General features: G+C 62.6%; 22 protein-coding genes and 1 pseudogene. 11 read left to right on the top strand and 12 right to left on the bottom strand.

All coding sequences use genetic code 11. The features are described 5' to 3' along the window. Window positions 1–38: 38 nt before the first annotated feature. A complete protein-coding gene (gbcB, locus tag BUQ73_RS00240; protein WP_079226246.1) occupies window positions 39–1,139 on the bottom strand; it encodes a glycine-betaine demethylase subunit GbcB in 1,101 nt (366 codons plus the stop codon). A gap of 295 nt (window positions 1,140–1,434) precedes the next feature. Here gbcB and gbcA point away from each other — a divergent pair, with 295 nt between their 5' ends. After that, window positions 1,435–2,727 carry a glycine-betaine demethylase subunit GbcA gene (gene gbcA, locus BUQ73_RS00230; RefSeq protein ID WP_027917549.1) on the top strand — a complete coding sequence of 431 codons (1,293 nt, stop codon included), beginning with the start codon at window positions 1,435–1,437 and terminating at the stop codon, window positions 2,725–2,727. 485 nt (window positions 2,728–3,212) lie between these two features. On the opposite strand, the pseudogene BUQ73_RS28540 reads toward gbcA, so the two are convergent. Beyond that, window positions 3,213–3,386, bottom strand: a pseudogene (locus tag BUQ73_RS28540) (RHS repeat-associated core domain-containing protein); the annotation flags it as partial. A 781-nt stretch (window positions 3,387–4,167) separates the two neighbouring features. On the opposite strand from BUQ73_RS28540, the gene BUQ73_RS00220 reads away from it, so the two are divergent. After that, entirely contained in the window at window positions 4,168–4,371 is a 204-nt protein-coding gene (locus BUQ73_RS00220) for a cold shock domain-containing protein (protein WP_079226244.1), read from the top strand. 144 nt (window positions 4,372–4,515) lie between these two features. Here BUQ73_RS00220 and BUQ73_RS00215 read toward each other — a convergent pair whose 3' ends face one another. The 6 genes from BUQ73_RS00215 to BUQ73_RS00190 form a co-directional block, all read right to left on the bottom strand. After that, entirely contained in the window at window positions 4,516–5,286 is a 771-nt protein-coding gene (locus BUQ73_RS00215) for an electron transfer flavoprotein subunit beta (protein ID WP_079226243.1), read from the bottom strand. A gap of 10 nt (window positions 5,287–5,296) precedes the next feature. After that, on the bottom strand, window positions 5,297–6,529 hold the full coding sequence (locus tag BUQ73_RS00210) for an electron transfer flavoprotein subunit alpha/FixB family protein (RefSeq protein ID WP_079226242.1): 1,233 nt from the start codon (window positions 6,527–6,529) through the stop codon (window positions 5,297–5,299). Beyond that, window positions 6,529–8,481, bottom strand: coding sequence for a dimethylglycine demethylation protein DgcB (gene dgcB / locus BUQ73_RS00205; RefSeq protein WP_079226241.1), 1,953 nt, complete (start codon window positions 8,479–8,481; stop codon window positions 6,529–6,531). The genes BUQ73_RS00210 and dgcB overlap by 1 nt, the downstream gene beginning before the upstream one ends. A gap of 218 nt (window positions 8,482–8,699) precedes the next feature. Then, window positions 8,700–10,760: a dimethylglycine demethylation protein DgcA gene (gene dgcA / locus BUQ73_RS00200; protein WP_019096852.1), complete on the bottom strand. Its 2,061-nt coding sequence runs from the start codon at window positions 10,758–10,760 to the stop codon at window positions 8,700–8,702. A gap of 15 nt (window positions 10,761–10,775) precedes the next feature. Beyond that, entirely contained in the window at window positions 10,776–11,306 is a 531-nt protein-coding gene (locus tag BUQ73_RS00195) for a DUF5943 domain-containing protein (protein ID WP_008091518.1), read from the bottom strand. Between the two features lie 76 nt (window positions 11,307–11,382). Continuing rightward, the gene (locus tag BUQ73_RS00190) at window positions 11,383–12,360 is read right to left on the bottom strand and encodes a dipeptidase (RefSeq protein WP_016392223.1); all 978 of its coding nucleotides are present in this window, start codon (window positions 12,358–12,360) and stop codon (window positions 11,383–11,385) included. Between the two features lie 285 nt (window positions 12,361–12,645). Between BUQ73_RS00190 and BUQ73_RS00185 the strand changes: the two genes are divergently transcribed. Continuing rightward, on the top strand, window positions 12,646–13,047 hold the full coding sequence (locus tag BUQ73_RS00185; RefSeq protein ID WP_079226240.1) for a lysozyme inhibitor LprI family protein: 402 nt from the start codon (window positions 12,646–12,648) through the stop codon (window positions 13,045–13,047). Between the two features lie 62 nt (window positions 13,048–13,109). On the opposite strand, the gene BUQ73_RS00180 is transcribed toward BUQ73_RS00185, so the two are convergent. After that, window positions 13,110–14,054 carry a GlxA family transcriptional regulator gene (locus BUQ73_RS00180; protein ID WP_079226239.1) on the bottom strand — a complete coding sequence of 315 codons (945 nt, stop codon included), beginning with the start codon at window positions 14,052–14,054 and terminating at the stop codon, window positions 13,110–13,112. 147 nt (window positions 14,055–14,201) lie between these two features. Here BUQ73_RS00180 and choX point away from each other — a divergent pair, with 147 nt between their 5' ends. From choX to BUQ73_RS00150, 5 genes are all read left to right on the top strand, one after another. Continuing rightward, a complete protein-coding gene (choX, locus tag BUQ73_RS00175) occupies window positions 14,202–15,146 on the top strand; it encodes a choline ABC transporter substrate-binding protein (RefSeq protein ID WP_079226238.1) in 945 nt (314 codons plus the stop codon). Window positions 15,147–15,266: 120 nt separating this feature from the next. Next, entirely contained in the window at window positions 15,267–16,151 is an 885-nt protein-coding gene (locus BUQ73_RS00170; RefSeq protein ID WP_079226237.1) for a 3-keto-5-aminohexanoate cleavage protein, read from the top strand. 164 nt (window positions 16,152–16,315) lie between these two features. Then, a complete protein-coding gene (locus BUQ73_RS00160) occupies window positions 16,316–17,281 on the top strand; it encodes an L-carnitine dehydrogenase (RefSeq protein WP_079226235.1) in 966 nt (321 codons plus the stop codon). 10 nt (window positions 17,282–17,291) lie between these two features. Beyond that, on the top strand, window positions 17,292–17,762 hold the full coding sequence (locus tag BUQ73_RS00155; RefSeq protein ID WP_079226234.1) for a thioesterase family protein: 471 nt from the start codon (window positions 17,292–17,294) through the stop codon (window positions 17,760–17,762). Window positions 17,763–18,030: 268 nt separating this feature from the next. Next, a complete protein-coding gene (locus BUQ73_RS00150) occupies window positions 18,031–18,288 on the top strand; it encodes a hypothetical protein (RefSeq protein ID WP_079226233.1) in 258 nt (85 codons plus the stop codon). Between the two features lie 120 nt (window positions 18,289–18,408). Here BUQ73_RS00150 and BUQ73_RS00145 read toward each other — a convergent pair whose 3' ends face one another. Beyond that, window positions 18,409–19,515 carry a GlxA family transcriptional regulator gene (locus tag BUQ73_RS00145; RefSeq protein WP_054886700.1) on the bottom strand — a complete coding sequence of 369 codons (1,107 nt, stop codon included), beginning with the start codon at window positions 19,513–19,515 and terminating at the stop codon, window positions 18,409–18,411. A gap of 482 nt (window positions 19,516–19,997) precedes the next feature. After that, window positions 19,998–21,374, bottom strand: a complete 1,377-nt coding sequence (locus BUQ73_RS00140) for an L-serine ammonia-lyase (RefSeq protein WP_079226232.1) — start codon at window positions 21,372–21,374, stop codon at window positions 19,998–20,000. Between the two features lie 442 nt (window positions 21,375–21,816). Here BUQ73_RS00140 and BUQ73_RS00135 point away from each other — a divergent pair, with 442 nt between their 5' ends. The 3 genes from BUQ73_RS00135 (at window position 21,817) to choV (ending at window position 24,869) form a co-directional block, all read left to right on the top strand. After that, complete coding sequence (locus BUQ73_RS00135; protein WP_079226231.1) at window positions 21,817–22,764, top strand: choline ABC transporter substrate-binding protein; 948 nt, start codon at window positions 21,817–21,819, stop codon at window positions 22,762–22,764. An 81-nt stretch (window positions 22,765–22,845) separates the two neighbouring features. Then, entirely contained in the window at window positions 22,846–23,694 is an 849-nt protein-coding gene (gene choW / locus BUQ73_RS00130; protein ID WP_177408542.1) for a choline ABC transporter permease subunit, read from the top strand. Beyond that, window positions 23,691–24,869 carry a choline ABC transporter ATP-binding protein gene (gene choV / locus BUQ73_RS00125; protein ID WP_027917566.1) on the top strand — a complete coding sequence of 393 codons (1,179 nt, stop codon included), beginning with the start codon at window positions 23,691–23,693 and terminating at the stop codon, window positions 24,867–24,869. The genes choW and choV overlap by 4 nt, the downstream gene beginning before the upstream one ends. A 117-nt stretch (window positions 24,870–24,986) precedes the next feature. Here choV and hisF read toward each other — a convergent pair whose 3' ends face one another. Beyond that, window positions 24,987–25,757, bottom strand: a complete 771-nt coding sequence (gene hisF / locus BUQ73_RS00120) for an imidazole glycerol phosphate synthase subunit HisF (RefSeq protein ID WP_079226229.1) — start codon at window positions 25,755–25,757, stop codon at window positions 24,987–24,989. Window positions 25,758–25,765 lie beyond the last annotated feature (8 nt).

Raw genomic sequence — 25,765 nt, 5'->3', positions numbered from 1 at the left:
TCGCGAAAGGGCTGCAACGCAGCCCCGGCAATCTCGGATCAGTAATCGATCCGCACATCCCCCTTCGGCACACTGCAGCACGACAGGATGTAGCCCTCGGCTTCGTCTTCCTCGGTAATCCCGCCGTTGTGCTCCATCTCCACTTCGCCGCCCAGCTTGAGCACCTTGCAGGTCCCGCAGATGCCCATGCCACAGGCTTTGGGGATCATCAGCCCAACCTTCGCCGCCGCCGCATGCACAGTCTCGCCCGGGGCCACGCGGATGCTCTTCTCGCTGCCGATGAACTCCACCAGGTTGAGGTCCGAAGCATCCACTTCCGGCGCATCGGCCGCCTGCTCGGCATGCTCCACCGCATCGGCCTTGGCCTCTGCCGGCGTGGCACCGAACGATTCCTCGTGGTAGTTCTTCATGTCGAAGCCGACCGCTTCGAGCATGCGCTTGACCGCGGTCATGTACGGCGTCGGGCCGCAGCAGAACACTGTGCGCTCCATGTAGTCCGGCGCGATCAGCTCCATCAGCCGCTGATTCAGATAGCCGCGGTAACCCGCCCAGGGCTCGCCCAACCCGTGCTTCTCGCAAATGATGTGCAGGCTGAAGTTGGGGATGCGCGAGGCCATCTGTTCCAGCTCGCGGTGGTAGATAATGTCTTTCGGCGACCGCGCGCTGTGCACGAAGACCATGTCGACATTGGCGTTGGTGTCGTAGAACCAGCGCGCCATCGACATCACCGGGGTAATACCGACACCCCCGGACAGGTACAGCGTCTTGCCCGCCGGGAAATCAATGGCGTTGAACAGCCCCACCGGGCCATGCACCGGCAGCTCGGCGCCTTCGTGCATGGTGTCGTGGAGGAAGTTGGAAACCAGCCCGCCCGGCACGCGCTTGACCGTGATCGAGAAGCTGTAAGGCACCGACGGCGAGCTGGAGATGGTGTAGGAGCGCATCACCGGCTTGCCTTCGATCTCCAGCTCCAGGGTGACGAACTGTCCAGGCTTGAAGAAGAACATGATCGGCTGGTCGGCCATGAAGCAGAAGGTGCGCACGTCCCAGGTCTCCTGGATGACCTTGACGCAGCGCACGATGTGGCGGCCGTTGGCCCAGGTCTGGGTGGTGACCGGATTGAGGAAGGTATCGGACATGTTCATCTCCAGCGGCCGACTATGGCCCTTTTTATGGCTGCGATAATGCGCAAGCTGAACGCGACGTACATTCCTGCCAGCGACATCGGCGTGCTTATCGCGACCAGCCCCGTGATACAAGGGCTGGCGCGTCGTAATTCAAATCGGCCATGTCGCCCATGGATACGGTTCGCGCCGCCTTCGGACGCACACTCCACGGCAAAAGAAACTGCCTTTTTCCGGCAGTCAGTCTTGCGGCACCACAACAACGATTAGCCACCTTTTGCCGGCCGCACACGGCCCCGAGGATTACACGATGGACGTCACCGCAACCCTGAGCCTGGGCGATCCACTGGAACCTGCACGCAAGGCCACCGCCGAGATGCTGCAGACCCGCGAGCGCACCTACTCGCTGCCCCAGCCGTTCTACACCGACGAGCGTCTGTTCCAGATCGACATGCAGGAGATCTTCCAGAAAGAATGGCTGATCGCCGGCATGACCTGCGAGATCCCGGCAAAGGGCAACTACATCACCCTGCAGATCGGCAAGAACCCGATCCTGGTGGTGCGCGGTGCTGAAGGCAAGGTGCACGCCTTCCATAACGTCTGCCGCCACCGCGGCTCGCGCCTGTGCGTCAGCGACAAGGGCAAGGTGGCCAAGCTGGTCTGCCACTACCACCAGTGGACCTACGAGCTGGACGGCCGCCTGCTGTTTGCGGGCACCGAGATGGGCGCCGACTTCGACATGAAGGAATACGGCCTGAAGCCTGTGCACGTGAAAGTGGCCGGCGGCTACATCTTCATCAGCCTGGCAGAAAACCCGCCTGCCATCGACGAGTTCCTGGCCACCCTGGACCACTACATGGAACCGTACGACATGGAGAACACCAAGGTGGCGGTGCAGACCACCTTGATGGAAAAGGCCAACTGGAAGCTGGTGCTGGAAAACAACCGCGAGTGCTACCACTGCTCCGGTTCGCACCCGGAGCTGCTGCAAACCCTGCTGGAGTGGGACGACACCAACGACCCGCGTGCCAGCCAGGAATTCAAGGACCACGTGGCCAGCTCTGCTGCCGCCTGGGAAGCCGAGAAGATCCCTTACCTGCACAAGAGCCATGGCCTGCGTAACCGCATCGTGCGCATGCCGCTGCTCAAGGGCACCGTGTCGATGACCATGGACGGCAAGCAGGCCTGCCAGAAGCTGATGGGTCGCATCAAGAACCCGGACCTAGGCTCGATGCGCATCCTGCACCTGCCGCACTCGTGGAACCACTGCATGGGCGACCACATGATCGTCTTCACCGTGTGGCCGATCAGCGCCCAGGAGACCATGGTCACCACCAAGTGGCTGGTGCACAAGGATGCAGTGGAAGGCGTGGACTACAACCCTGAGCACATGCGCAAGGTGTGGGATGCCACCAACGACCAGGACCGCCGCCTGGCCGAAGAGAACCAGCGCGGGATCAACTCTACTGCGTACCAGCCTGGGCCTTACTCGAAGACTTACGAGTTTGGCGTGGTCAACTTCATTGACTGGTACAGCGGGCGGATGCTGAACAACCTGGGAGCGGAGCCAGCGCCGTATCTCAAGGAAGTGCAGGCGCAGTAATTTCTTGGTGCAAGCGGATAGCGACGGATGTCGCTATCCATGCTTCCAAAGCTGAATCAACTACGCCTGATAATTTGGGGACCAGGAATTGGCTGTTGCTCTAGAGGCGTCAAGGGCACCAACATTTGCGGATTGCTTGGCCGCCATGGCTTCGCCTGAGCCAACTTCCATGCTTCAAATGCGGTGGTACCCAGCGAGATAGAAGTCAACGGCGCCAATGCCCAGGTTTGCCACTCATTCTCCGGCTCAATCGTCCTCACTACACCAATGGTCAACCCCGCAGTGCCAGACACTAGACTGATGCTGGAGAGCCACCAATCCTTGCGCTCAGGTAACGGAATGGTCGGTGCAGTTTGATCCAAGGCACTACTTCGAGCAGCACGGCTTTGCTTGAAGAATGATCTGAAGCGGAGTCCGCTAACAAATATCCCGAGCAGATTGCTAAGGATACTTAGCACGGGCAGCACATAGTCTTCTGCCTTCTCACCTGTGGGATCGCGATGGTTGACCGGGTCGCCCAGGCAATAGGCATAAGCATTCACACCACCTTCACCGAATGGGCTCAGCCGGTCTGCCGCTTGAAAACGCATCAATGCAGGGTTGTAGGCACGGTAGCCATTTCCCAAGTGATAACACCCCGTCAACGGGTCTCGCCACTGAGCGTTGAAAGCCAATACGGAGCCCACTGCATGCGATTGATAGCCATATGCAGAGTATCGACTGAAACCGTGGGGCCTGGAGGGCATATGGCTGTCCGGATGTGGGTTGCACATAAAGATTCAGCAGCCAGCCTATCCCGCTAGCCGACGCTCAGAAACTGGCAATTTTATCAGTTCAACGAGTTATCAACAGGCTCTTTGCCGGAAACGACTCAGCGTCGCCAATGAACTGTCATACCACGCCTCATTCAAAATGAGCACTTTTTGATCATTTCGCCACAGGCCAAGCTGCCATTGGCCTACAGAAGAGTTCGAACAACTTACCCACAGAGCCACCAACAGAGAATGTGGACGGTGCTTCTGCGCACTCTCAACTTCTGTTGATAAGTACGCCGAGGCGTTGTTTGACGAGCACTTAGCAAAAAATGTCGTTGCATGGTCACTTTTTGATCAATCCATCGCAGCCCGCATTTTATATGGGCTTCAGCGTATCTCCAACATATTATCCACAGACCGGTTCACAGTGAATGTGGGTAAGTCAAAGGGCTTCGGGAGCAAGCGGGCTCCGAGAGGAAGATCCATATGCTGATCAAATTTCAATCAATTACACGCACACGCCGAAATACAAGGCCTGCAGTGAAACGCCAACACTTTATCCACAGCATGGCGAACAGATTCCGTGGGCAAAACAGAGGCGTACCTGATATTTCTGCCAGTTTCGTGAAATGCAACGATGTGGTGGGGTAACAGCTTCTACTTCGGCATTATCCAGGGGTGACTTATGCACAGCCGCCAGGAGGGCACTGTGAAGTGGTTTGATGAAGGCCGGGGTATTGGGGTGATCAACGTGGAAGGGGAGCGCCGGGATTACCTGGTTTTGCGCTGTGCCGCAGTGAATGTGGCGTTGTCGGAGGGGATGCGGGTGTTATTCGATCCAGTGAGCGAGGCGCAGGGCAGCTGGGCGTTCAATGTAGTTCGGCAATAACTGCTTTCTGTGGGAGCGGCCTTGTGTCGCGAAAGGGCTGCACAGCAGCCCCAGAAATTTTGCAGTGTGGCGCAAATCTGGGGCCGCTGTGCAGCCCTTTCGCGACACAAGGCCGCTCCCACAGAGGCCTGTAATCATCCTGCTTCAGCGCAGCACACCCTCTTCCACCAGCAGCTTGAGGATGGCCTCGGCACCTTCTTGTGGGGAAACATCCTTCAGGACCTTACCGCCGCCACCACTGGCCTTGGCGGTGGCGGCCTTCATTCGGTCCGCGCCGCTCTTTGCCTTGATCACCTTGAGCCGCTTGGGCCGTGGCCGCGCCGGTTGCAGCTCGGCGTCAGTCAGCAGTTCATCCTCGACGATCGCCACATTGCGCGCCGCCAGCACACCCCGGCGAGCCGGGCCAAAAGCGCTCTGGCGCGGCTTTGGCGCGGCGTTATCCACAGTCGCCAGCAACGGCAGGCGCACTTTCAGCCGGCGCCGCTGACCCCGCGGCAAAGCCTGCAATACCTGGGCGGTGCCGTTCTCGATCGACTCTACCTCGGCCAACCCCACGATCAACGGCCAGCCGAGCTTTTCGGCCAACAGGAACGGCAGCATGCCCGACCCTTCACCGGTCTCGGCCTGGCTGCCGGTCAGCACCAGCTGGGCGCCAGCATCGCGCAGGTAATCACCCAGCACGCCTAGCACATCCGCTCCAGCCGGCTGCTCCAGTACATCCAGATGGTCCAGGCCCATGCCCAGATAGGCGCGCAGTGCCTCTTCCCGTGGGTCGCCGGCATGCACCACCTGCAAGTTATCCCCAGCCAGCTGCAAGCCCAGCTCCACTGCACGCGCATCCTGCTCGGCGCGGCGGGCGCGACCGGAGCTGGGGTGGGCACCGATGGAAACCAGGCTGATCACTTTCGTACTCATGCTCGTGCCCTTATGCCGCGTCGCGCTGGCCGCCGCTGCGGAAGTTGTCCACAGCCTCGATCAGTGCCTGGAGTATCGCCGAGCTGTCGCCAATCACCGACAGGTCAGCCCGTTTGATCATGTCGCAGCCCGGGTCCATGTTGATCGCCACCACCTTGTCGCAGGCGCCGATGCCCTGCAGGTGCTGGATCGCGCCAGAGATACCCACAGCCACATAGACTCGCGCAGTAACCCAGGTACCGGTGGCACCGACCTGGCGGTTGCGCGGCATGAAGCCGTCGTCCACCGCCACCCGCGAGGCGCCTTCGGTGGCGCCCAGGGCTGCAGTGGCCTTGTGGTAAAGGTCCCAGTCCTTGACGCCGTTGCCACCAGAGACGATGAACTCGGCTTCGGCCATGGCGATGGTAGCCGGGTCGACGGCCACCGAGCCCAGGTCTTCGATGCGCGACAGGCTGCGCACCACGCTTGTGGACAACTCCACCGGCAGCGCTTCGTGACGGGTTTCACTGACCGGCTCGGCACACTCCGCCGCGCCCAGGATCAGCCGCGGCACGGCACGTTGCAGGTCTTGCTGGCCGGCACCTGCGCGGCCGATGCACTGGCCGTCCTTGACCTGCCAGACCCGCGTCGCCGGGCGCTCGCCCAAGGCCGCGCCAAGGCGGCGGCCCAGTTCGCCGCCACCGGTACGGCTGTCGGGCAGCAGCCAATGGCGCGGGGTGAACTGGTTATCCACAGCGCGCAGCCCCTGCACCAGCTGTTCCGGTGCATAACCTTCAAACTGCTCACCTTCAAGTACCAGCAGGCGATCGACACCGGCTGTGGAGAAGTTGCTTTCCTTGTGTTCGCCAAACACCACCGCCAGCACTGCACCGTCGCTGCCGGCCAGGCCATGGGCCAGGCCGAGCAAATCGCGGTCGTGGCTGCTCAGGCGGCCGCCGACCATGTCCGGCACCACGGCAATGTAGAACGCCGGCGCTGGCACCTGGCGCAGCGGCAGTTGCACTTCGGCCGCCGCCGTACGCCGCCCGCCGACACCGGTACCCTGCTGGGCGCCGCTGCGGTCGATGCGCTTGAGGCCAGCCGGGCCGATGAAACCTGCGGCGATGGCATGGGGGTTCTTGCGGATCAGGCCATTGGGGCCCATCCAGCGGGTCTGTTGCGTCTGCATCGCCGCGTGCAGCGGATGCAGACGGTTACGGGCAATCCACTCGGCGCGTGGATCGCGGCGGATGATGTCGCTCATCAATGCACCTCCGCAGGTTCGCGTTTAACCGTTGGCGACTTTGGGGCCGCGGGAGTTTCCTCTTCGATCAGCACATCGGCCACCAGCTCGGCGAGGTCCTTGATCTGTGGGCGCGGTTCGACCACACCTTCGAGCATCGCGGTGCACTGCGGGCAACCCACGGCCACCAGCTCGGCCTTGGTTTCGCGGATGTCGTCCATGCGCATGTCCGGAATCCGCTGCTTGCCAGGGATGTCGGTGATCGGCGCTCCGCCGCCGCCGCCACAGCAACGGGAGCGGAAGCCCGAGCGTTCCATTTCGCGCACCTCGATACCCAGCGCCTTGAGCACTTCGCGGGGGGCTTCGTACTCCCCGTTGTAACGGCCCAGATAGCAAGGGTCGTGGTAAGTGACACTGCCGCCCTTGTGCTGGCCGAGGTTCAACTTTCTGGCCGCGATCAGTTCGGCGATGTAAGTGCTGTGGTGCTGTACCTGGTACTCACCGCCCAGTGCGCCGTACTCGTTCTTCAGTACATGGAAGCTGTGCGGGTCGCAGGTGACGATGCGCTGGAACTTGTACTTGGCCAGGGTCTGGATATTGCGCTTGGCCAGATGCTGGAAGGTCGCTTCATCGCCCAGGCGGCGCGCCACGTCACCGCTGTCGCGTTCTTCCAGGCCAAGCACGGCAAAGTCCACGCCGGAGGCCTTGAGCACTTTGACGAACGAACGCAGGGTGCGCTGGTTGCGCATGTCGAAGGCACCGTCACCGACCCAGAACAGCACTTCGGTGGCCTTCACCTCCGACAGCAGCTGCAGGTTGAGGTCGGCCGCCCAGTTCATCCGCCCACCGGGGGCGAAGCCGCCGGGGTTGTCGGTGGCGATCAGGTTGTCCAGCACCTCGGCGCCCTTGTTCGGGGTCGCGCCTTTTTCCAGGGTGAGGTGGCGGCGCATGTCGACGATGGCATCGACGTGCTCGATCATCATCGGGCATTCCTCGACGCAAGCGCGGCAGGTAGTGCACGACCACAGCGTCTCGGCGTCGACCAGGCCATTGACGATTGGCTGATGCGGGTTGCCGCCGTGTTCGCCGATCGCCTTGCCTGGGTATGGGCTGCCGGCAAAGTTGGCGTCGCTGCCACCGGCCAGGCCGATGACCATGTCCTGAATGAGCTTTTTCGGGTTCAGCGGCTGGCCTGCAGCGAATGCCGGGCACATGGCTTCACATTTGCCGCACTGCACGCAGGCGTCGAAACCGAGCAGCTGGTTCCAGGTGAAGTCCACCGGCTTTTCCACGCCCAGCGGCGCGTTCGGGTCTTCCAGGTCCAGCGGCTTGAGGCCGGTGGAGCGGCCGCCGCCGAAGCGTTCGGCACGGCGGTGCCAGGCCAGGTGCAGGGCACCGGCGAAGGCGTGTTTCATCGGGCCGCCCCAGGTCATGCCGAAGAACAGCTCCGACACGCCCCACAGCACGCCCAGACCGAGAATGCCGACCATCACCCAGCCGCCGGTATTGGCCGGCAGGATGCCAGCGACCGGCAAGGTGGCGATGAAGAAGCTGGCGGCAAATACCAGCAGGCTCTTCGGCAGGCGCATCCACGGGCCCTTGGACAGGCGCGATGGCGGGTTCAGGCGGCGTTTGAAGACGAAGATGGCACCCGTGAACATGATCACCGTGGCGACCAGCAGCGCGTAGCCAAGGATCTTGCTCTGCAGGCCGAAGCCGTGCACCAGGATCGCCAGCGCGGCCGACAGCACGAAGCCGCCAGCAGTGGCCACGTGGGTCTTGGACATGTACTTGTCGCGTTCGACCACGTGGTGCAGGTCGACCAGGTAGCGCCGCGGCATGGCCAGCAGGCCGCCGATCAGGTCGACCTTGGCGGCCCGGCCACGGCGCCACATGCGCACCCGGCGCAGGGCGCCGAGCACCGCCAGGCCAAGGGCAGCGAACAGCAGGATGGGTAGAAGGGTGTTCAACATGGGAGGCTCCCACAACAGCTGGATTCTTGCGCCGCCCTCAAGCGGGGCGCGGACCCCTGTGGGAGCGGCCTTGTGTCGCGAAAGGGCTGCGCAGCAGCCCCAGGGGCTCGGCGGTGCTGCACAGATCCTGGGGCCGCTTCGCGGCCCTTTCGCGACACAAGGCCGCTCCCACAGGGGGGCCAATCCCGCCCTCGGGGGCGGTGTTCATGCCGGTGCGATCAGAAGTCCTTGCACAGGCGCAAGGCGTCGTAGATCGCCGCATGCACGTTGCGCTGGGCCACGCAGTCGCCGATGCGGTAAAGCAGGTAGCCCTCGCCCGGCTGGCTGAGGATCGGCTGTGGCTTGATGGCGAACAGCGCCTCCACGTCGATCTGGCCCTTGTTGCGCGAACCTTCCTTCAGCGCGTAATACAGCTGCTCGTCCGGACGCACGCCGTTTTCCACCACCACCTGGTCGACCACGCGTTCTTCCTTGGCGCCGGTGTATTCGTTCTCCAGTACCGCCACCAGCTTGTCGCCTTCGCGGTAGACCTTTTCCAGCATCATGTCGCCGGTCATGATCACTTCTTTCGGGTACATGCTGCGGTAGTAGGTCGGGAAGGTGGTACCGCCCATGGCCACGCCTGGCTTGATGTCGTCGGTGACGATCTCCACCTGGCTGCCCTTGTCGGCAATGAAGTCGGCCACCGACATGCCGGTGAATTCGCAGATGGTGTCGTACACCAGCACGTTCTTGCCCGGCGCGACCTTGCCGTCGAGCACGTCCCAGCTGCTGACCACCAAGCCTTCGGCGGCGCCCCAGTGCTCGTTCTGCTCCAGGAACGAATGCCCGCCCACGGCCAGCACGATCACATCAGGGCGCAGGTCCTGGATAGTGGCCACGTCCGCAGCGGTGCCCAGGCGCAGGTCCACCTTCAGGCGCGCCAGCTCCAGCTGGTACCAGCGGGTGATACCGGCAATCTGGTCACGCTGCGGGGCCTTGGCGGCGATGGTGATCTGCCCGCCGATCTGGTCTTTCTTCTCGAACAGGGTCACGTCGTGGCCGCGTTCGGCCGCCACGCGAGCCGCTTCCATGCCGGCCGGGCCGGCGCCAACCACCACCACCTTGCGCTTGACGCCGGTGGTCTTCTCGATGATGTGTGGCACGCCCATGTATTCACGGGAGGTCGCAGCGTTCTGGATGCACAGCACATCCAGGCCCTGGTACTGGCGGTCGATGCAGTAGTTGGCACCGACGCATTGCTTGATCTGGTCGATCTGGCCCATCTTGATCTTGGCGATCAGGTGCGGGTCGGCCATGTGCGCACGGGTCATGCCGACCATGTCGACGTAGCCGCCTTCCAGAATACGCGTGGCCTGGTTCGGGTCCTTGATGTTCTGCGCGTGCAGCACCGGGACCTTGACCACTTCCTTGATGCCGGCCGCCAGGTGCAGGAACGGCTCCGGCGGGTAGCTCATGTTGGGGATGACGTTGGCCAGGGTGTTGTGGGTATCGCAGCCTGAGCCGACCACACCGATGAAGTCGAGCATCCCGGTGGCGTCGTAGTACGCCGCGATCTGCTTCATGTCCTCATGGCTGAGGCCATCGGGGTGGAACTCGTCACCGCAGATACGCATGCCCACGCAGAAGTCGTCGCCAACTTCGGCACGCACGGCCTTGAGCACTTCCAGGCCGAACTTCATGCGGCCCTCGAACGTGCCGCCCCATTCGTCGGTGCGCTTGTTGACCCGCGGGCTCCAGAACTGGTCGATCATGTGCTGGTGCACGGCCGACAGTTCCACGCCGTCCAGGCCGCCTTCTTTGGCCCGACGTGCAGCCTGCGCGTAGTTGCCGATCACGCGCCAGATCTCTTCCACCTCGATGGTCTTGCAGGTGGCGCGGTGCACGGGTTCACGGATGCCCGACGGCGACATCAGGGTCGGCCAGTTGAAGCCGTCCCAGCGTGAGCGGCGGCCCATGTGGGTAATCTGGATCATGATCTTGGCGCCGTGCTTGTGCATGGCGTCAGCGAGGTTCTGGAAGTGCGGGATGATGCGGTCGGTCGACAGGTTGACCGACGCCCACCACTCCTGCGGGCTGTCGATGGCAACAACGGACGAGCCGCCGCAGATCGCCAGGCCGATGCCGCCCTTGGCCTTTTCCTCGTAATACTTCACGTAGCGGTCGGTAGTCATGCCGCCGTCAGTGGCGTAGACCTCGGCGTGCGCGGTGCTGAGCACGCGGTTGCGGATGGTCAGTTTGCCGATCTGGATCGGCTGGAACATTGCTTCGAATGCCATGACGCTATCTCCGGCTTACAACGGCTTTGTGACGAACAGGCCATCTTCGTGGCCCTCTTCCGACCCGCCATAGACCTGCTCGGCCACGGTGCGGATCTTGCTGCCGCGGGCAGCGAGAATCTGGTCCATGGCGCCGGCGAACCAGCCGGTGAACATGTAGTCGACCTTGCGCCCGCACTTGCCATAGACGTACACGAACGCGGAGTGCTTGAGCTTGACGCTGCAGGTGCCTTTATCCAGGTCGATGTCCTGGATCTCGAACAGGCCCCAGCCACGCTGGCTCAGGCGCTTCATGTAGTGCTCAAACACCGCCACGCCTTCCAGGCCATGGCACTCGGCTTCCTTCTCGCACCAGTGCCAGGCGGATTTGTAGCCGGCCTTGTAGAGGATCTCGGCATAGGCGTCGGCGCCCAGTACTTCCTCGATGCCGATGTGGTTGTTGACGAAGAAATGGCGCGGCACATACAGCATCGGCAGGGCGTCGCTGGTCCAGACACCGGTCTCGCTGTCGACTTCGATTGGCAATTGCGGGGCGATCTTGGCCATGGAAACTCAACTCCATAAAATTTTTATGTGGGTGCCCCGGCGTTGCTGGCAGGGGCTATCAGGCTTGGAGAGCGGCTTACTCGCCCCAGACGTCCTTGAGGACGTTGACCCAGTTCTCGCCCATGATCTTGCGTACCACGCGCTCGGAATGGCCGCGCTTGAGCAGGGTCTCGGTGAGGTTGGGGAATTCGCCGACAGTGCGAATGCCCAGCGGGTTGATGATCTTGCCGAAGTTGGTCAGGCGACGGGCGTAACCCTTGTCGTGGGTCAGGTACTCGAAGAAGTCCTGGCCGTGGCCCTGGGTGAAGTCGGTACCGATACCGATGGCGTCTTCACCGACAATGTTCATGGTGTACTCGATGGCCTCGGCGTAGTCGTCGATGGTCGAGTCGATGCCCTTGGCCAGGAACGGCGCGAACATGGTCACGCCGACGAAGCCGCCGTGGTCGGCGATGAACTTCAGTTCTGCGTCCGACTTGTTGCGGGGGTGTTCCTTCAGGCCCGAAGGCAGGCAGTGGGAATAGCACACCGGCTTCTTCGATTCGAGGATGACTTCCTCGGACGTCTTGGAGCCGACGTGGGACAGGTCGCACATGATGCCGACGCGGTTCATCTCGGCGACGATCTCGCGGCCGAAGCCCGACAGGCCGCCGTCACGCTCGTAGCAACCAGTGCCAACCAGGTTCTGGGTGTTGTAGCACATCTGCACGATGCCCACGCCCAGCTGCTTGAACACGTCGACGTAGGCGATCTGGTCTTCGAACGCATGGGCGTTCTGGAAGCCGAAGAGGATGCCGGTCTTGCCCAGTTCCTTGGCCTTGCGGATGTCGGCGGTGGTACGTACCGGCATCACCAGGTCGCTGTTGTCGCGGATGAGCTTCTGGCTGGCAGCGATATTGTCGACGGTTGCCTTGAAGCCTTCCCAGACCGACACCGTGCAGTTGGCCGCAGTCAGCCCGCCTTTGCGCATGTCCTCGAACAGCTCGCGGTTCCATTTGGCAATGATCAGGCCGTCGATGACGATGCTGTCGGCGTGAAGTTCGGCTGGGCTCATCAGGCTGTCCCCTTTGTTGATTTGGGCCGCGCCGAATCTTCTGCCGGCGCTTTGGGGCCAGCATATGCCTGTGCCCTGCGACGCCCCGATGCAAAAACGACAGGGGGTTTGCCGAAAGCGTCAATGCGCGACATCACGCCGTCTGGCATGGGGTGTGGCGATGAGAGACAGTCTCGATAACGACATTTGCCGCCATTTCGTGAACATTTTGTCAGGGAGCTATCGTCTTCTTTGCGGCTGAGCGAGAATCCAGCCGATTCGTCAGCCTTGTTGAGGAGAAAACGGATGAAATCAATGGCATGGCTGGTACTGCTGGCTGTGGTGTCGGGCGCACAGGCCGGCGAGGAAGAAAGCACCCCGTGCGACAACGTCGAGAGCGACCAGCAGACTTTCGCTTGCGCGGCGTTCAACAAGCAGACCGCCGAGCGCGAATTGAAGTCGGCGTATGACGACCTGATCCAGCGCATTCGCGACCAGTATGCCGATGAAGGCGACAAGGCTACTGCCTTGGTAGGGCGCATGGACGCCGCTGAAAAACTGTGGACGCAGCTGCGCGATGCCGACTGCAAGGTCGAGACCTATGCCGAGAAACCCGGCAGCAAGGCGTTCCAGGCGGCCTGGGATACCTGCGTGGCGCAGCGCAGCGATGACCGCTCGGAGTACCTGCAGTCTATCGGCCAGCAGTAAGCCTGCCTCCTGGCGCTATGACCTGTAGGAGCGGCCTTGCCGGGGCGCTCCTACAAAGGCAGTCATACAGCTCTGACCAACCGGTCCTCTCGCGGGCACCGCTCGAACCGCGCCCGGTAGCAGCGGGTAAAGTACGAAGCCGAATCGAACCCGCACGCCACCGCCACCTCAAGCACGCTCATGTCGGTCTGGCGCAACAACTGTCGCGCCTTGTCCAGCCGCAGGCGCAAATAGAAGCCACTCGGCGTGTCGTCCAGATGCAAGCGGAACAGGCGCTCCAGCTGACGCCGGGTTACCTGCACCGCATCGGCCAGTACCTGGGTATTGAGCGGCTGTTCGATGTTGCGCTCCATTTCGCCAATTACCTTCACCAGCTTCTTGTTGCTGATGCCGTACCGGCTGGCAATCTGCATGCGCTGGTGGTCCTGGCGCGGGCGGATGCGCCCGAGCACGAACTGCTCGGACACCTGCACCGCCAGCTCACTGCCATGGGCCTGGCCGATAAGGTCGAGCATCAGGTCGATCGACGCGGTGCCACCCGCGCAAGTGATACGCCTTCGGTCGATTTCGAACAGCTCCTGGGTCACCTGCAAGCGTGGGTAGCGCTCCTTGAAGGCCTCCAGCGCTTCCCAGTGCAAGGTTGCGCGGTATCCATCGAGCAAGCCAGCTTCAGCCAGCACCACCGGGCCGGTATCGATGCCGCCCAGAATCACCCCTTCATGGTCGAGCCGGCGCAGTGCCTGCTGCAGCCGTGGGCCATAACAGGCCAGCGGCTCGAAGCCGGCGACGATCAACAGCACGCCTCCCGCTTCGCCCTCCCCCAGCGCGCCATCGGCATTCACCGACATGCCGTTGCTGGCCTGCACCGCGCCGCCGTCCAGGCTGAGCACGCGCCAGCGATACGACGGCCCCTTGAACCGGTTGGCCACGCGCAGTGGTTCCAGGGCACTGATGAAGCCCATCGCCGAGAACCCCGGCAACAACAGGAAATGAATCAGTTGCGGCATTGCATGCTCCACGACAGAAGGTGGTCGCCTCCGTGCAAATCTTGGTCGCCAGGGTGCGAATTTCCACCCTGGCGCCAGCGTAGCGTATTCACACGGCCCGCAGAGGCCGCCCTCAATAACAATATGCACTGCCGATGGAGAGCCACCATGCACAGCTTGATCCGCCGCAGCCTGTTGTCCCTTGCCCTGAGCAGCATCGTTGCAACCCCGCTTTTCGCCGCCGAGCCCGCGGCCTGCAAGAACGTGCGCCTGGGCGTGGTCAACTGGACCGACGTCATCGCCACCAGCGCCATGGCCCAGGTGCTGCTCGACGGCCTGGGTTACCAGACCAAGCAGACCAGCGCCTCGCAGCAGATCATCTTCGCCGGCATCCGCGACAAGCGCCTGGACATGTTCCTGGGTTACTGGAACCCGATCATGACCCAGACCATCACCCCGTTCATCGACGCCAACCAGGTCAAGGTCCTCGAAAAACCCAGCCTGGAAGACGCCCGCGCCACCCTCGCCGTGCCGAAGTACCTGTATGACAAGGGTCTGAAGACCTTTGCTGACATCCACAAGTTCGAGAAGGAGCTGGGCGGCAAGATCTACGGCATCGAGCCCGGCTCCGGTGCCAACACCCAGATCAAGGCAATGATCACCAAGAACCAGTTCGACCTGGGCAAGTTCCAGCTCGTCGAGTCCAGCGAAGCCGGCATGCTCGCCGCCGTCGACCGCGCCGTACGGCGCAAGGAAGCGGTGGTGTTCTTCGGCTGGGCGCCGCACCCGATGAACGTGAACATCGACATGGCCTACCTGGGAGACAGTCAGGACGCCCTGGGCCCGGACGAAGGCCGCGCCACGGTATGGACGGTAACCGCCCCGGACTACGCCGAACGCTGCCCCAACGCCCACCGCCTGCTGGCCAACCTGAACTTCAGCGCCGAGGACGAGAGCCGCATGATGCAGCCGTTGCTCGACCACAAGGACGCGCTGGAGTCGGCCCGCCAGTGGCTCAAGGACCACCCCGAGGACAAGGCCCGCTGGCTTGAGGGTGTGACGACCGTCGACGGCAAGCCCGCTGCGGACAACCTCAAGCTCACCGCCAACTGATCCGGCCTCTTCGCGGGTAAACCCGCTCCCACAGGTACAGCGCATGTCAGGGCCATAACGGTCCCCTGTGGGAGCGGGTTTACCCGCGAAAAGGCCAGAACCGACATACAAGGAACAGCCATGAACCACGACGTCATCATCACCTGCGCCCTCACCGGCGCCGGCGACACGGTCGCCAAGAGCCACCTGGTCCCGGTCACCCCGAAACAGATCGCCGAGTCCGCCGTCGAAGCCGCCAAAGCCGGCGCCACCGTGGTCCACTGCCACGTCCGCGACCCGCAAACCGGCCGCTTCAGCCGCGACGTGAACCTTTACCGTGAGGTCATGGAGCGTATCCGCGAAGCTGACGTAGACATCATCGTCAACCTCACCGCCGGCATGGGCGGCGACCTGGAAATCGGCCCTGGCGAATCGCCGATGGAATTCGGCCCCGGCACCGACCTGATCGGCCCGCTGGAGCGCCTGGCCCATGTCGAGGCGCTGCTGCCGGAGATCTGCACCCTGGACTGCGGCACCCTCAACTTCGGTGACGGCAACGCCATCTATGTCTCCACCCCCGCACAACTGCGTGCCGGCGCCAAGCGCATCACCGAGCTGGGCGTGAAGGCAGAGCTGGAAATCTTCGACACCGGCCACCTGTGGTTCGCCAAGCAGATGATGAAAGAAGGCCTGCTCGAAGACCCGCTGTTCCAGCTTTGCCTGGGCATCCCATGGGGCGCGCCGGCTGACACCACCACCATGAAGGCCATGGTCGACAACCTGCCGGCCAACGTCACCTGGGCCGGCTTCGGCATCGGCCGCATGCAGATGCCAATGGCAGCGCAAGCCGTGTTGCTCGGCGGCAACGTGCGGGTCGGCCTGGAAGACAACTTGTACCTGGACCGTGGCGTGCTGGCCAGCAACGGCCAGTTGGTCGAACGCGCGGTGGAGATCATCTCCCGCCTCGGCGCCCGTGTACTGACCCCGGCTGAGGGCCGGGAAAAAATGAATCTCAAGCGCCGCTGATCCCTTCAACGATCGCAAGTGCGCCATAAAGCCTGTGGGAGCGGGCTTGCCCGCGAAGCAGGCAGCGCGGTGGATGGCACCGGCTGCGCCGGTGTTCGCGGGCAAGCCCGCTCCCACAAGATTGGCGTCAACCCAACTGTCTCTGTTTGCCCTGAGGATTCGCCATGCCTTTCATCACCGAAATCAAGACCTTCGCCGCCCTGGGTAGCGGCGTAATCGGCAGCGGTTGGGTCGCCCGCGCCCTGGCCCACGGCCTGGACGTAGTCGCCTGGGACCCGGCGCCCGGCGCTGAGCAAGCCCTGCGCAAACGCATCGCCAACGCCTGGCCGGCGCTCGAAAAACAAGGCCTGGCACCGGGTGCGGCGCAAGACCGATTGAAGTTCGTCAGCACCATAGAAGAATGCGTACGCGACGCCGACTTCATCCAGGAAAGCGCACCCGAGCGCCTGGACCTCAAGCTTGACCTGCACGCAAAAATCAGCGCTGCCGCCAAGCCCCAGGCCATCATCGGTTCCAGCACTTCAGGCCTGCTGCCAAGCGAATTCTACGAGTCGTCTACTCACCCCGAGCGCTGCGTGGTCGGCCACCCGTTCAACCCGGTGTACCTGCTGCCTCTGGTCGAGATCGTCGGCGGTAACCGAACCGCGCCAGAAGCCATCGAGGCGGCCAAAACCATCTACACAGCGCTTGGCATGCGCCCGCTGCACGTGCGCAAGGAAGTCCCAGGTTTCATCGCCGACCGCCTGCTCGAAGCCTTGTGGCGCGAAGCACTGCACCTGGTCAACGACGGCGTGGCGACAACCGGCGAAATCGACGACGCCATCCGCTTTGGCGCCGGCCTGCGCTGGTCGTTCATGGGCACGTTCCTCACCTACACCTTGGCCGGTGGCGATGCTGGCATGCGCCACTTCATGTCGCAGTTCGGTCCGGCCCTGAAACTGCCCTGGACCTACCTGCCGGCACCGGAGCTGACCGACAAACTGATCGACGATGTGGTGGACGGCACTTCGGAACAACTCGGCGAACGTAGCATCGCTGCGCTGGAGCGCTATCGTGATGACACCCTGCTGGCGGTACTTGAAGCCGTGAAGGCCAGCAAAGAAACGCACGGCATGTCGTTCAGCGATTGAGGAAACCTTGATGCCCGCACTCATCACTTACCGCACCCCAGTCCAGGAGGACTGGGTCGACTACAACGGGCATCTGCGCGATGCCTTCTATCTGCTGATCTTCAGCTATGCCACCGATGCCCTGATGGAGCGCATCGGCCTGGATGCCGACAGCCGGGGGCAGAGCGGCAACTCGTTGTTCACCCTGGAGGCGCACATCAACTACCTGCACGAGGTGAAGCTGGGCACCGAGGTGTGGGTGCAGACGCAGATCATCGGCTTCGACCGCAAGCGCCTGCACGTCTATCACAGCCTGCACCGGGCCGGGTTCGACGAGGTGCTGGCCGCCAGTGAGCAGATGCTGTTGCATGTGGACCTGGCAGGGCCAAAGTCGGCACCGTTCGGGGAGCGAAGCGTTGCCTTGCTGCAAAGCCTGGAAGATAGCCAGCGCGACCTGCCGGCTGCGCAGTTCATCGGCCGCGTCCTGAAACTACCTGGCTGATCGGGCAAAAAATAACCCCGGAAAGCCGTGAGCATCCGGGGTCAAGAGCGAGCAACATCCACTGTGCATGAACGAGGGTGACCAAACCCTCCATTGCGGTAGATGGCTTGAGTGTGCGCACTTCCTGCCAGGTCGATTTAGCCGGGAACGACCTGTTCTTAGCCAAAGCAGCCATGCCGCCATTCTGTTGTTGCGGGCATGTCGCCGTCGTCACAGAATCGGTCGTAAATCACAGCAGCACTCTCTTAGCGATAAAGGGACAACAGCCATGATGCATGCGGATTTGATTGACCAGGACGACCTGGCAGGCCACCTGCGCGCGCGCGGGTTCGACATTCCCGCCGGGGCCAGCGCCGAGCAGGCTTGTGAAGCGGTGGTGCGCGGGCTGACCGAGCCCAATGCACGGGCCCTGAAGGGGATGGTGGAGCAGATGTACACCGGGAGCGCGACGATCCTGCCGGCGGTGCGCCAGGCCATCGACAAGCAGCTGTTGCCGGCGTTGGCGCAGTTCAGCAAGCGCGCCTGATCGTTTTTTCCTCTACTGGCCTCTTCGCGGCTAAAGCCGCTCCTACAGGTATCGCACCGCTTTTGAATCCGGTGCAGTACCTGTAGGAGCGGCTTTAGCCGCGATGCAGGCGGCGCAGTATCAAAGCCTTACGCTGGCAAATGTCGACTCGTTGCGCGCCTGGCTCAGGGCTGCCATCGGCCCGCTGTGCGGCGACAGCGTCATGGCTTGTGGAATCGGCATCATCGCCACCTGCTGCGCAGTGTTGGAACCAACACGCTCGTCACGCGGCGGAATGCCGAAGTACTCGCGGTAGCACTTGGAGAAATGCGGCGTGGACACGAAGCCGCACACCGAGGCCACTTCGATGATCGACATCGGCGTCTGCTTCAGCAACTGCCGCGCGCGGATCAGGCGCAGCTTCAGGTAATAGCGCGACGGCGAGCAATGCAGGTACTTCTGGAACAGCCGCTCGAGCTGGCGGCGCGACACCGACACGTACACCGCCAGCTCATCCAGGTCGATCGGCTCTTCGAGGTTGGCCTCCATCAGCGCAACGATCTCCTGCAACTTCGGCTGGTTGGTGCCGAGCATGTGCTTGAGCGGCACGCGCTGGTGGTCCTGTTCGTTGCGGATACGCTCGTAGACGAACATCTCGGAGATCGCCGCCGACAGCTCGCGGCCATGATCGCGGCTGATCAGGTGCAGCATCATGTCCAGCGGCGCGGTGCCGCCGGAGCTTGTGAAGCGGTTGCGGTCGAGGGTGAACAGGCGGGTGCTCATGTTGACCCGCGGGAATGCCTCCTGCATCGCTGCCAGGCATTCCCAGTGCACGCTGCAGTCGAAGCCGTCGAGCAGGCCGGCACAGGCCAGCGCCCAGCTGCCGGTACACACCGCACCAAGGCGGCGAGACTGGCGGGCCTGGGCCTGCAGCCAGGTGACGTGCTCACGGGTAACGGTGCGCTGGATGCCAACACCACCGCAGACGATCACGGTGTCGATCGGCGGCGCACTATGCATTGCGGCATCGGGGGTGATCTGCAGGCCGTCACTGGCCCACACCTGGCCACCATCGACGGTCAGCGTATGCCAGCGGTACAGCTCGCGGCCGGACAGCTGGTTGGCCATGCGCAGCGGTTCGACCGCCGAGGCCAGGGAAATCAGGGTGAAATTGTCCAGTAGGAGAAAACCGATGGACTGGGGGGCTGTGCGGTTCTGGGTTGGGTTCCCGGAGGTGTACGACGTCATCGCGATTTCTCCTCACACAAATGCAGGGTGTGCCTCAGGCGGGCACTGATTTCTTGTTATGACCCCCCGGTCAGTTCCAAAGGGGTAGGTTGCCAATCACAACGCAAACGTCGTGCCGGAACTTGAACGACCATTCTAAAACTCCTGAAAACGACGCCTTTGCTGGGCAATTCAGGGGCTTGCGATGGGCTTGCCAGTCGTCGCAAAGCGGCGAGCTAGCGCCTCTCGTGTAACCGTTGAGCACTTTGGTGACACGCGCAGTGTAGGTTTCCCAGAAACGACACTCTTGAGTGTCACCGACAATGCCCATGCTGATAGCGACACCCGACGATCGGTCAGTTCAGGCAACGCACTAAAACAGGGCGCGGCGCACTTAAAACATTCAAGGGCCCCATCGCGGATAAATCCGCTCCTACAGGGTCATGCATACCCTGTAGGAGCGGATTTATCCGCGATGGGGCCCTTGAGGCTGGCTCAAAAGCTCAGCATTCGATGGCGCTGACCGCCAGGCCACCGCGCGAGGTCTCTTTATATTTGTCGTGCATGTCGGCCCCGGTATCACGCATGGTGCGGATCACCTGGTCGAGGGAAATGAAGTGCTCGCCATCGCCACGCAGTGACATCTGCACGGCATTGATCGCCTTCACCGCAGCAATCGCGTTGCGCTCGATGCATGGCACCTGCACCAGGCCACCGACCGGGTCGCAGGTCAGGCCAAGGTTGTGCTCCAGGGCGATCTCGGCTGCGTTCTCCACCTGTGGCGGGGTCGCCCCGAGCACTTCGGCAAGGCCCGCCGCAGCCATGGCGCAGGCCGAACCGACCTCACCCTGGCAACCGACTTCGGCACCGGAAATCGATGCGTTCTTCTTGCACAGGATGCCCACTGCGGCGGCGGCGAGGAAGTAGTCGACCACACTGGAGTCGTTCACGGCATCGCTGAAACGCATGTAGTAATGCAGCACCGCCGGGATGATGCCGGCCGCGCCATTGGTGGGCGCGGTAACCATGCGCCCGCCGGCGGCGTTCTCTTCGTTGACTGCCAGGGCAAACAGGTTGACCCACTCCATCGCACTCATGGTCGAGCCGATCACGTTGGGCTTGCCGATTTCCTGCAGGCTGCGGTGCAGCTTGGCGGCACGGCGACGCACGTTCAGGCCGCCGGGCAGCGTGCCTTCGTATTTGAGGCCATTGTTGACGCATTCCTGCATGGCTTCCCAGAGCTTGTGCAGGCCGGCGCGGATCTCTTCTTCGCTGCGCCAGACCTTCTCGTTGGCCATCATCAATTGCGACACGCTGAGGTCGTTTTGCTTGCACAGGCGCAGCAGCTCGGCGGCGCTGTTGAAATCGTACGGCAGCACCGTCTGGTCGGCGTCCAGCACGCCGCTGGCAGCCTGTGCGGCGTCGACCACGAAGCCGCCACCCACCGAGTAGTAGGTATCGCGGTGCAGCTCGCCCTGGGCGCCTTCGGCGATCAGGGTCATGGCATTGGGGTGGTACGGCAGGTTCTCGTCCAGCAGCAGCATGTCGCGGGCCCAGACGAACTCGATGGGCAGGCGATTATCCAGCTTGAGGGTATTGGTTTCGCGCAGGTCGGCGATCCGCGGGACGATCTGGGTCGGGTCGATGGCGTCCGGCCATTCGCCCATCAGTCCCATGATGGTGGCGTTGTCGGTGCCGTGGCCGATGCCGGTGGCCGACAGCGAGCCATACAGCCGCACTTCGATCCTTTGCACCTGGTCCAGCTCGCCGCGCTCACGCAGGCCCTGGACGAACAGCGCGCCAGCGCGCATGGGGCCGACGGTGTGGGAGCTGGAGGGCCCGACACCGATCTTGAACAGGTCGAACACGCTGATGGCCATTGTCGCTTCACCTCTTGCTGGGCTTGTCTCTGCGCGCCATGCGCAGGGCGGGGCAACTGCTAGGCTGAAGCTGCGAGCCGCCACGAATGCACGCATCATCGGGCTTTTGCCTACCCCCTCGCCGTCTGCAACCGACGTACTTTTGTCCAGCAGCGCCGCAGCCTTTTCGGCCACCTGCGCGCCGCTTTCGAGCGGCCTGGTGACGCAAAAATGCGGCTACAGGGGTGGAAAAACTCATAAACGACATCGCCCGTACTGGATGCGACCCGTTCCGTACTGGTTACGACCCCACCAGTAGGCGATTGCCCGGCGCTGGAGGATTATCGAAAGCGACTCGTAAAGCACGGCCACGCAACCTGCCCTCTGCAGGCCTGGTCGACCGGACCCTGAGAAAGCCCGGCGACCCATGCGAACCCGAAGACAAAATCACAGGAGTCCATCCATGAAAGGTTCACCCTCGCTGTTGCTGGTCGCGATGCTGTCAGCACCGTTCCTGGCCCAGGCCGCCGAACCCGAGCAGTGCCAGACGGTACGCTTCTCCGATGTCGGCTGGACCGACATCACCGTCACCACGGCGACCACCAGCGTTGTGCTCGAAGCACTGGGTTACAAGACCCACACCACCATGATCTCGGTACCGGTGACCTACAAGTCGCTGGCCACCGGCAAGGACCTGGACGTGTTTCTCGGCAACTGGATGCCGACCATGGAGAACGACATCAAGCAGTACCGCGACGCCGGCACTGTGGACACCGTGCGCGCCAACCTGGAAAACGCCAAGTACACCCTGGCCGTCCCCCAGGCGCTGTATGACAAGGGGCTGAAGGATTTCAGCGACATTCCCAAGTTCAAGAAGGAACTGGACGGCAAGATCTACGGCATCGAGCCCGGCAACGATGGCAACCGCACCATCCAGAGCATGATCGACAAGAACGCCTTCGGCCTGAAGGACGCCGGTTTCAAGATCGTGCAATCGAGCGAGGCCGGCATGCTGTCGCAGGTCGACCGCGCGCAGAAGCGTGACGAAGCGGTGGTGTTCCTGGGCTGGGAACCGCACCCGATGAACACCCGCTTCAAGATGAAGTACCTGACCGGCGGGGACGAGTTCTTCGGCCCCGATTTCGGCAAGGCCACCGTGCTGACCAACACCCGCAAGGACTATGTGCAGGAATGCAGCAACGTCGGCCAGCTCCTGAAGAACCTGTCGTTCGAGCTCAAGGATGAAAGCACCATGATGGGCTATGTCCTGGACGACAAGATGAAGCCCGAGGCGGCCGCCAAGAAGTGGCTCAAGGACAACCCCGGCAAGCTGGATACCTGGCTGGCGGGCGTCACCACCGTGGATGGCAAACCCGGCCTTGAGGCAGCCAAGGCCAAGCTCGCTCAATAACGCAATACGTCGTAGCGCTACCTCGGGGCGGGACCGTGCCCGCCCCGGACTGATTTCAATCTTTGCAGGTGGAAGCTCGCTATCATGCTTATCGATCAGAAAATACCCCTGGGCCAGTACATCGCGTCGTTCGTCGAATGGCTGACCCAGAATGGCGCGAACTACTTCGACGCCATTGCCCGAGGCCTGGAGTTCATGATCCACGGCGTCACCAGTACCCTGACCTTTTTCAACCCGTTCGTGCTCATCGCCCTGTTTGCCGCCCTGGCGCATTTCATCCAGCGCAAGTGGGCGCTGACCGCATTCGTCGCCCTCTCCTTCCTGCTGATCCTCAACCTGGGGTACTGGCAGGAAACCATGGAGACCCTGGCCCAGGTGACCTTCGCCACCGTGGTCTGCGTGGCCATCGGCGTGCCGCTGGGCATCGTCGCCGCACACAAGCCGATGTTCTACACCGCCATGCGCCCGGTACTCGACCTGATGCAGACGGTGCCTACCTTCGTTTACCTGATCCCTACCCTGACCCTGTTCGGCCTGGGCGTGGTGCCGGGGCTTATTTCGACGGTGGTGTTCGCCATCGCCGCACCGATCCGCCTCACTTACCTGGGCATCTGCGACGTGCCGCAGGAGCTGATGGACGCCGGCAAGGCCTTTGGCTGCTCGCGCCGCCAGCTGCTCACCCGTATCGAACTGCCGCATGCGATGCCGAGCATCGCCGCCGGCGTCACCCAGTGCATCATGCTGTCGCTGTCGATGGTGGTGATTGCCGCCCTGGTGGGCGCCGATGGCCTGGGCAAACCTGTGGTCAACGCACTGAACACCGCCGATATCTCCCTGGGCTTCGAAGCGGGCCTGGCGATCGTGCTGCTGGCGATCATGCTCGACCGTATCTGCAAGCAACCGGAACTGCCGGTAAGGGGTGAGGCATGAGCATCATTCGATTCGAAGACGTCGACGTCATTTTCTCCAACAAGCCGCGTGAAGCACTGGCGCTGCTGGACAAGGGCCAGACCCGCGAGCAGATTCTCAAGCAGACCGGCCTGGTGGTCGGTGTGGAAAAGGCCAACCTGGATATCAACAAAGGCGAGATCTGCGTACTGATGGGCCTGTCCGGCTCGGGCAAGTCGAGCCTGCTGCGCTGCATCAACGGCCTCAACACCGTGAGCCGCGGCAAGCTGTTTGTCGAGCATGAAGGCAAGCACATCGATATCGCCCACTGCACCCCGGCAGAGCTGAAGATGATGCGCACCAAGCGCATCGCCATGGTGTTCCAGAAGTTCGCCCTGATGCCGTGGCTGACCGTGCGCGAGAACATCAGCTTCGGCCTGGAAATGCAGGGCCGCCCGGAGAAGGAACGGCGCAAGCTGGTCGACGAGAAGCTCGAACTGGTCGGCCTGACCCAATGGCGCAACAAGAAGCCGGACGAACTCTCCGGCGGCATGCAGCAGCGCGTGGGCCTGGCCCGGGCGCTGGCGATGGATGCCGACATCCTGCTGATGGACGAACCGTTCTCGGCCCTCGACCCGCTGATCCGCCAAGGCCTGCAGGACGAACTGCTTGGCCTGCAGGCCAAGCTGAGCAAGACCATCGTGTTCGTCAGCCACGACCTCGACGAGGCACTGAAGCTGGGCAGCCGCATCGCCATCATGAAAGACGGGCGGATCATCCAGTACAGCAAGCCTGAAGAAATCGTGCTGAACCCGGCCGACGAGTACGTGCGTACCTTCGTCGCCCACACCAACCCGCTGAACGTGCTGTGCGGTCGTAGCCTGATGCGCAGCCTGGACAACTGCAAGCGGGTCAACGGCTCGGTTTGCCTGGACCCGGGTGGCGATTCCTGGCTGGACCTGGGAGAAGGGAATTCGATCAAGCGTGCACGCCAGGGGCAGAACGGGCTGGACATGCAAAACTGGGCGCCGGGGCAGGCCGTGGAAGGGCTGGGCCGCAAGCCGACGTTGGTGCATGCCGACATTGGCATGCGTGAGGCGCTGCAGATTCGTTACCAGACGGGCAACAAGCTGGTGCTGCAGGAGAATGACAAGGTGGTGGGGATACTTGGGGATACCGAGCTCTATCACGCCTTGCTCGGCAAGAATCACGGGTGATGCAACTGGGGCCGCTTTGCGGCCCATCGCGGCTAAAGCCGCTCCTACAGGAATACGCGTTCCCTTGTAGGAGCGGCTTTAGCCGCGATGGGCTGCAAAGCAGCCCCAATCAATATTTCAGCGAACGACGATCCCGCGCGAAGCCATATAAGCCTTGGCCTCAGGCACCGTGTACTCGCCAAAGTGGAAGATACTGGCCGCCAGCACCGCGCTGGCATGCCCTTCCAGAATCCCGTCAGCCAGATGCTGCAGGTTACCCACACCACCCGAAGCAATCACCGGAATCCCCAGCGCATCGCTGATGGCACGGGTCACGCCCAGGTCGAAGCCGTTCTTCATGCCGTCCTGGTCCATGCTGGTCAGCAGGATCTCCCCTGCCCCCAGGCCTTCCATCTTCTTCGCCCATTCAACGGCATCCAGCCCGGTCGGCTTGCGCCCACCGTGGGTGAAGATCTCCCAGCGAGGTTCTTCACCTGGCCCGGACACCTTCTTGGCGTCGATCGCAACGACGATGCACTGCGAACCAAAACGGTCCGCTGCCTCGCCAACGAATTCCGGGTTGAACACCGCGGCGGTGTTGATCGAAACCTTGTCGGCACCGGCGTTGAGCAGGTTGCGGATGTCCTGCACGGTGCGCACGCCACCGCCCACGGTCAGCGGGATGAACACCTGGCTGGCCATGCGCTCGACGGTATGCAGGGTGGTGTCGCGGCCGTCGACGCTGGCTGTGATGTCGAGGAACGTGATTTCGTCGGCACCCTGCTCGTTGTAGCGACGGGCGATTTCTACCGGGTCACCGGCATCACGGATGTTCTCGAACTTGACGCCCTTGACCACCCGGCCGTTGTCCACGTCCAGGCAAGGGATGATGCGCTTGGCCAGTGCCATGGTTCAGT

This window comes from Pseudomonas putida (assembly GCF_002025705.1).
GTDB lineage: Bacteria > Pseudomonadota > Gammaproteobacteria > Pseudomonadales > Pseudomonadaceae > Aquipseudomonas > Aquipseudomonas putida_J.
The sequence above is the reverse complement of the archived record's forward strand: the minus strand, read 5'-3'. Positions and strand labels throughout refer to the sequence as shown.

Bases quoted from the DNA above. Each gene is read 5' to 3' on its own strand.
- gbcB (WP_079226246.1), bottom strand. From the start codon at position 1,139: ATGTCCGATACCTTCCTCAATCCGGTCACCACCCAGACCTGGGCCAAC.
- gbcA (WP_027917549.1), top strand. From the start codon at position 1,435: ATGGACGTCACCGCAACCCTGAGCCTGGGCGATCCACTGGAACCTGCA.
- BUQ73_RS00220 (WP_079226244.1), top strand. From the start codon at position 4,168: ATGCACAGCCGCCAGGAGGGCACTGTGAAGTGGTTTGATGAAGGCCGG.
- BUQ73_RS00215 (WP_079226243.1), bottom strand. From the start codon at position 5,286: ATGAGTACGAAAGTGATCAGCCTGGTTTCCATCGGTGCCCACCCCAGC.
- BUQ73_RS00210 (WP_079226242.1), bottom strand. From the start codon at position 6,529: ATGAGCGACATCATCCGCCGCGATCCACGCGCCGAGTGGATTGCCCGT.
- dgcB (WP_079226241.1), bottom strand. From the start codon at position 8,481: ATGTTGAACACCCTTCTACCCATCCTGCTGTTCGCTGCCCTTGGCCTG.
- dgcA (WP_019096852.1), bottom strand. From the start codon at position 10,760: ATGGCATTCGAAGCAATGTTCCAGCCGATCCAGATCGGCAAACTGACC.
- BUQ73_RS00195 (WP_008091518.1), bottom strand. From the start codon at position 11,306: ATGGCCAAGATCGCCCCGCAATTGCCAATCGAAGTCGACAGCGAGACC.
- BUQ73_RS00190 (WP_016392223.1), bottom strand. From the start codon at position 12,360: ATGAGCCCAGCCGAACTTCACGCCGACAGCATCGTCATCGACGGCCTG.
- BUQ73_RS00185 (WP_079226240.1), top strand. From the start codon at position 12,646: ATGAAATCAATGGCATGGCTGGTACTGCTGGCTGTGGTGTCGGGCGCA.
- BUQ73_RS00180 (WP_079226239.1), bottom strand. From the start codon at position 14,054: ATGCCGCAACTGATTCATTTCCTGTTGTTGCCGGGGTTCTCGGCGATG.
- choX (WP_079226238.1), top strand. From the start codon at position 14,202: ATGCACAGCTTGATCCGCCGCAGCCTGTTGTCCCTTGCCCTGAGCAGC.
- BUQ73_RS00170 (WP_079226237.1), top strand. From the start codon at position 15,267: ATGAACCACGACGTCATCATCACCTGCGCCCTCACCGGCGCCGGCGAC.
- BUQ73_RS00160 (WP_079226235.1), top strand. From the start codon at position 16,316: ATGCCTTTCATCACCGAAATCAAGACCTTCGCCGCCCTGGGTAGCGGC.
- BUQ73_RS00155 (WP_079226234.1), top strand. From the start codon at position 17,292: ATGCCCGCACTCATCACTTACCGCACCCCAGTCCAGGAGGACTGGGTC.
- BUQ73_RS00150 (WP_079226233.1), top strand. From the start codon at position 18,031: ATGATGCATGCGGATTTGATTGACCAGGACGACCTGGCAGGCCACCTG.
- BUQ73_RS00145 (WP_054886700.1), bottom strand. From the start codon at position 19,515: ATGACGTCGTACACCTCCGGGAACCCAACCCAGAACCGCACAGCCCCC.
- BUQ73_RS00140 (WP_079226232.1), bottom strand. From the start codon at position 21,374: ATGGCCATCAGCGTGTTCGACCTGTTCAAGATCGGTGTCGGGCCCTCC.
- BUQ73_RS00135 (WP_079226231.1), top strand. From the start codon at position 21,817: ATGAAAGGTTCACCCTCGCTGTTGCTGGTCGCGATGCTGTCAGCACCG.
- choV (WP_027917566.1), top strand. From the start codon at position 23,691: ATGAGCATCATTCGATTCGAAGACGTCGACGTCATTTTCTCCAACAAG.
- hisF (WP_079226229.1), bottom strand. From the start codon at position 25,757: ATGGCACTGGCCAAGCGCATCATCCCTTGCCTGGACGTGGACAACGGC.